The following is a 5,843-nucleotide window of genomic DNA, read 5'->3' as shown; positions in this document are numbered from 1 at the left end:
CTATTGTCTCTTGACATCTCGATGGGCATATGAGGGGACGGAGGTGTGTTCAGGATGGCTATTCGGGAGATGCGAACGCTCTCTCCTGAACACACCTCCGTCCCCTGTTCACCCTAGGCCGGGCGGGGGAGCCCTTGGGCAACGAAAAAGCGGGCCCGTGGGCCCGCTTTTTCGATCGGTTCGTTGCTGTGGCTTAGAAGACCGGGACGACTGCGCCCTCGTAGGTCTTGTTGATGAAGTCGCGCACGGCGTCGGACTTCAGGGCCTTGGCCAGAGCCTGGATCTTCTCGGAATCCTGGTTGCCGTCCTTGACGACCAGCACGTTGGCGTAGGTCTCGGCGGCCAGGGAGTCGGTGGCCTCGACGGCCAGGGCGTCCTTCTCGACGGACAGGCCGGCGGCCTGGGCATAGTTGCCGTTGATGCAGGCGATGTCGACGTCCTTCAGGGCGTTGGGGATGTTGGCGGCCTCAAGCTCCTTGATTTGCAGGTTCTTGGGGTTCTCCACGATATCCTTGGCGGTTGCGGTGATGCCTGCGCCGTCGGCCAGCTTGATCAGGCCCTCCTGCTGCAGCAGGAGCAGGGCGCGAGCCTCGTTGGTGGTGTCGTTGGGCACGGCCACGGTTGCGCCATCGGCCAGGGCGTCAAGCGAAGCGGTCTTGCCGGCGTACAGGCCGAAGGGCTCGAAGTGGATGGCCTCGACGGAAACCAGATGGGTGCCCTTCTCCTCGTTGAAGGAATCCAGGTAGGGCTGATGCTGGAAGTAGTTGGCGTCGACCTCGCCCTCCTCGGTGACCGTGTTGGGCTGGACGTAGTCGGTGAACTCCTTCACCTCGAGCGTGTAGCCCTGCTCCTTGAGCTGGTCGGCCACGGCGTTGGTGAGGATCTCGGCGTGCGGGGTGGGGCTGGCGGCGACGGTGATGGTCTTGTCGTCGGAGCCGGAGTTGGAACCGGAGCCTGCGCAGCCGGCCAGGACGCCGACGGCCAGGACGCCGGCGGCGGCGAATGCCGCGAGCTTCTTCAGTGCGGACTTCTTCATGTTGGATCTCCCTCCCATCGTTTCGCGCTCGGGCGGCCCCGCGAGTTTGCGGGCGGGGCAGCGAGCGCCTTGTTTTGCGTGACGCCTAGTATACCGAGCGGGGATTTTTGGGCAATAGCTTTGCCCATACGAAAAGGCGGGTGGACGCTATCTGTGAAATCGATAGCCCAGTCGGCTATGGTGTAGAACGGGGTGAACGGCGGCAGCGCGGCCGCCACCGGCATCGCGGTGCCATGTTCGATGCCACGCCGCTGGTATCGCGCCGGGAATCGCATCGGTCCGGGTGCTGGTTTTTGGCGCGCATTTCGCAGTCGTTGCCGCTTGGGAAGCCGTCAAGCACCGGAGGCTGCTTCGGAGATCGCATCGGTACGGATGTCGTTTTCGGCGTTCTTGCGCACCGTGTCAGACGCCATGTCGGGTGCCGCGCTGCGCTGGAATCCATATCCGCTCTACCTATATATGTAGAGGTTGCGGGACTCGTTTGCAGGTGTGCCCCGCTCGTTGATTCCCACTTGTCTGGTCGGTAAAATAACGCTATTGAACACCTTGTCCATTATTGCCCGGGTTGTTCAAAACGTAAAACGCCGCATGCTGCGCTGCGGGCCGCTACCGTCTGCCCTTCGCGCACTTGCAACCCGTGTACGCAAGGAAGGGGGGTATATGCCTACGCGAAAAAGCTCGGCTTCGGTGCCGGTGACGGCTCCAAAGCCTGCTGTCGCAGCGGCAAGCGCCGCCGTGGCGACCGCTGCATCGACCGCTCGTCCGGCGTCGGAATCCGCTGCATCGACCGCTGCTGCAGCAGCGCGGACGACAGGCTCGTCGCCCGTCGCAACCGGTTCGTCCTCAGCAGCCCACCCGCTCGCCAAACCCGCCGCAGCAAGCGCCGTTGCGGCCGGCACGCCCGCCGTCGAGGATCGGCGCATCACGCGCTCGAAGCGCGCGCTGCGCGATGCGCTCGTGGAGCTGATCGAGGAACGCGGCCTGACCAACTTCAGCGCCAGCGACCTGTGCGCCCGCGCGGACCTCAACCGCGGCACGCTGTATAACAACTTCGGCGACATGGAAGGCCTGCTCGCCGCCCTTGAAGACGACATCATGGACGACCTGGAGAATCTCCAGTCATGCATGCAGCAGCTCAGCCTGAAGGACGTGCTGCGCTATCGCGTGAACAAGAAGCCTATGCCGTTTCTGGTGAAACTGTTCGACTACCTGCGCGAACAGGGCGACTTTCTGCACGCGATCATGGGCCCGAAAGGCGACCCGAGCTTCGGCCCGCGCGTGCGCGACGCCGTATGCACCGAGATCATCCAAACCATCCTGCACGAGCGCTATCGCAACGACCCCTCGCCGTTCGTGCAATATTATGTGGCGTTCTACGCCACCGCGTATCTAGGGGTCATCACCCACTGGATCGAAACGGGCATGAAGGAAAGCTCGCAGGAGATGGCCCTTGTGGCCATGCGCCTGTTCTTCATCAAACCCGGCGACCCCATTCGACTGTAAGGAATAAGGCGGAACATGAGCGACAACAACCAGAACGAGAACCTGCATATCGGCATCGACGTGGGCTCCACCACGGTCAAGCTTGCCATCTTGGACGATGCGGACCAGATCCGCTACGCGGTGTATCGCCGCCACCACGCGGACGTGCGCGCCACCATCGTGGAGGTGCTGTCCGAGGCCGCGCGCGACTTCGGCGACAAGCGCATGACCATCGCCATCACCGGCTCGGGCGGCCTGCTTCTGGCCCAATGGCTGGGCATCGAGTTCGTGCAGGAGGTCATCGCCAGCAAAACCGCCGTCGAAACCTTCATCCCGAAAACCGACGTGGCCATCGAGCTGGGCGGCGAGGACGCGAAGATCATCTACTTCGACAACGGCATCGAGCAGCGCATGAACGGCACGTGCGCCGGCGGCACCGGCGCGTTCATCGACCAGATGGCGGCGCTTTTGAACACCGACGCCGGCGGCCTGAACGAGCTGGCGCAGCACGCCACCACCATCTATCCTATCGCCAGCCGCTGCGGCGTGTTCGCGAAGACCGACGTGCAGCCGCTGCTCAACGAGGGCGCGCGCCGCGAGGACATCGCCGCGTCCATCTTCCAGTCCGTGGTCACGCAGACCATCTCCGGCCTGGCGTGCGGCCGTCCCATCCGCGGCTATGTGGCCTTCCTGGGCGGCCCGCTGCAGTACCTGCCTGAGCTGCGCAAACGCTTCTATGAAACGCTGAACCTGGACGAGGAGCACCGCATCGTCCCGCAAAACGCCCACCTGTTCGTGGCCGGCGGCTGCGCCATCGCGGGCGCGGCCAGCGAGACGGTGAAGGCCGAGCTGCTCTCCGACGTGCTCGAGCGCCTGAAGAACCTCGGCGACATCCAGGGCAGCGAGGTCGTGCGCCTGCCCCCGCTGTTCGCCGATCGGGCAGAGCTGGACGAGTTCAACGCCCGCCACGCCGGCGAGCGCGTGCCCCGCGGCGACCTTGCCAGCTACCGCGGCACCGCCTTCCTGGGCATCGACGCCGGCTCCACCACGTTCAAGGCCGCGCTCATCGGCCAGGGCGGCGAGCTGCTGTGGACCCACTACGTGTCGAACAAGGGCGACGTGCTCGGCTGCGCGAAGGCGGCCATCGCCAAGCTCTACCGCGAGCTGCCGCGCGACGCCGCCGGCAACCCGCTGGTGACCATCGGCCACTCCACGGTCACGGGCTACGGCGAGCACCTGCTGCTCGAGGCGCTGCGCGTGGACTCGGGCGAGATCGAGACGGTCGCGCACCTGCGCGGCGCTCAGGAGATGCTGCCGGGCGTGGAGTTCATCTTGGACATCGGCGGCCAGGACATGAAGTGCCTGCGCGTCAAGGACGGCGTCATCGACCATATCATGCTCAACGAGGCGTGCTCCTCGGGCTGTGGCAGCTTCGTCGAAAGCTTCGCCAGCGGCCTGAACCTGGACGTGTCCGAGTTCGCGAAGACCGCCATCGGCGCGGAGAACCCCGTCGACCTGGGCAGCCGCTGCACCGTGTTCATGAACAGCCGCGTGAAGCAGGCGCAGAAGGAAGGCGCCACCGTCGGCGACATCGCCGCGGGCCTGGCCATCTCGGTCATCAAGAACGCCCTGTTCAAGGTCATCAAGATCCGCGACCCGCATGACGTGGGCAGCAAAGTCATCGTGCAGGGCGGCACGTTCCTCAACGACGCCGTGCTGCGCGCCTTCGAGCAGCTCTCGGGCGTGAACGCCGTGCGTCCCGACATCGCCGGCAACATGGGCGCGTTCGGCGCGGCGCTTCTGGCCCGCGACCGTTTCAGCCGCCAGGATTCGCAGGTCAGCGGCCTGCTGTCCCTTGACGCGCTCGAGGCTCTTGCGCCCACGCACAGGACCGTGCGCTGCAAGGCGTGCTCGAACCACTGCCTGCTCACCGTCAACGACTTCGGCGTCGACGAGGCCACGGGCAAGCACCGCCGCTTCATCACGGGCAACCGTTGCGAGAAGGGCGCCGGCGCGCTCGGCCAGGCGACGAAGGCCGACAAGGTCCCCAACCTGTTCGAATACAAGTCCAAGCGCCTGTTCGATCACTACACGCCGCTGGCGGAGCAAGATGCGCCGCGCGGCACCGTGGGCATCCCGCGCGCGCTGAACATGTACGAGAACTACCCGTTCTGGTTCACCTTCTTCACGAAGCTGGGCTGGCGCGTGGTGCTCTCGGACCCGTCCACGAAGAAAACCTACGAGGCCGGCATCGAGTCCATGCCGTCGGAGAGCGTGTGCTACCCGGCGAAGCTCTCGCATGGCCACATCATGAACCTGCTGGACAAGCACCCCGACTTCATCTGGTTCCCCTGCAGCAAGTGGGAGCGCCAGGAGGACGAGGGCGCCGGTAACCACTTCAACTGCCCCATCGTGGCCAGCTACGCCGAGGCACTGCGCCTCAACATCGACGAGCTGCGCGACTCCGACACGCAGTTCCTGAACCCGTGGCTGCCCTATGACAAGAAAGAGCACCTGAAGAAGCGCCTGTTCGTGGAGCTGATCCAGGCGCATCCCGAACTGTGCGGCAAGGGCGTGGCAGCGCCCACGCAGGCCGAGGTCGATGCCGCGGTCGACGCCGCATGGGCCGAGGACGAGGCGTTCAAGGCCGACATCCGCGAGAAGGGCGCCGAGACGCTGCTGTGGATGGAGAATACCCACACGCACGGCATCGTGCTGGCGGGCCGCCCGTACCACAACGACCCCGAGATCAACCACGCCATCCCCGAGCTTCTGACCAGCTTCGGCCTGGCGGTGCTCACCGAGGACTCCATCGCGCACTTGGGCACGCTCGAGCGCCCCATCCGCCTGGTGGACCAATGGATGTACCACACGCGCCTGTACGCCGCGGCGAAGGTGGCGTCGGAGCGCAAGGACCTCGACCTTATCCAGCTGAACAGCTTCGGCTGCGGCCTTGACGCGCTGACCACCGACCAGGTGCAGGAGATCTTGGAGCAGGCGGGCAAGGTGTACACCGTGCTGAAGATCGACGAGGTGTCCAACCTCGGCGCCGCGCGCATCCGCGTGCGTAGCCTGCTTGCGGCCCTGAAGGATCAGGCCGACGAGGAGGCAGAGGCCCGTGCAGCCGAGCAGGCGCAGAACGCCGCGGGCTGCGGCGCGTGCAGCCTGGACGTGGAGCAGCTGCTGGCCGAGGCCGAGGAGCGCGCGGCGGGCAAGCAGGCCGGCGGCGCCGATGCCGAGGCCGTGCAGGCCGCGGCGGCCGCCATCAAGCCGCCCGCAAGCTTCACGGAAAAGGCCGCTCCCGAGGTGCAGGCCGAGTTCAAGC

The 5,843-nt window shown here is 65.6% G+C and carries 3 protein-coding genes; 2 read left to right on the top strand and 1 reads right to left on the bottom strand.

Annotated features, from left to right (window positions below):
- Positions 1-193: 193 nt before the first annotated feature.
- Positions 194-1,036 carry a MetQ/NlpA family ABC transporter substrate-binding protein gene (locus Q0H50_RS07945; protein WP_294421173.1) on the bottom strand — a complete coding sequence of 281 codons (843 nt, stop codon included), beginning with the start codon at positions 1,034-1,036 and terminating at the stop codon, positions 194-196.
- A gap of 660 nt (positions 1,037-1,696) precedes the next feature.
- Between Q0H50_RS07945 and Q0H50_RS07940 the strand changes: the two genes are divergently transcribed.
- Positions 1,697-2,539 carry a TetR/AcrR family transcriptional regulator gene (locus Q0H50_RS07940; RefSeq protein ID WP_294421170.1) on the top strand — a complete coding sequence of 281 codons (843 nt, stop codon included), beginning with the start codon at positions 1,697-1,699 and terminating at the stop codon, positions 2,537-2,539.
- Positions 2,540-2,554: 15 nt separating this feature from the next.
- The coding region (locus Q0H50_RS07935) for an acyl-CoA dehydratase activase-related protein (RefSeq protein ID WP_294421168.1) at positions 2,555-5,843 on the top strand (3,289 nt) is incomplete at its 3' end.

Source organism: uncultured Senegalimassilia sp. (genome assembly GCF_934632265.1).
Lineage (GTDB): Bacteria > Actinomycetota > Coriobacteriia > Coriobacteriales > Eggerthellaceae > Senegalimassilia.
Note: the sequence above shows the minus strand (reverse complement) of the source record. Positions and strands in the feature narration are given on the sequence as shown.

Bases quoted from the DNA above. Each gene is read 5' to 3' on its own strand.
- Q0H50_RS07945 (WP_294421173.1), bottom strand. From the start codon at position 1,036: ATGAAGAAGTCCGCACTGAAGAAGCTCGCGGCATTCGCCGCCGCCGGC.
- Q0H50_RS07940 (WP_294421170.1), top strand. From the start codon at position 1,697: ATGCCTACGCGAAAAAGCTCGGCTTCGGTGCCGGTGACGGCTCCAAAG.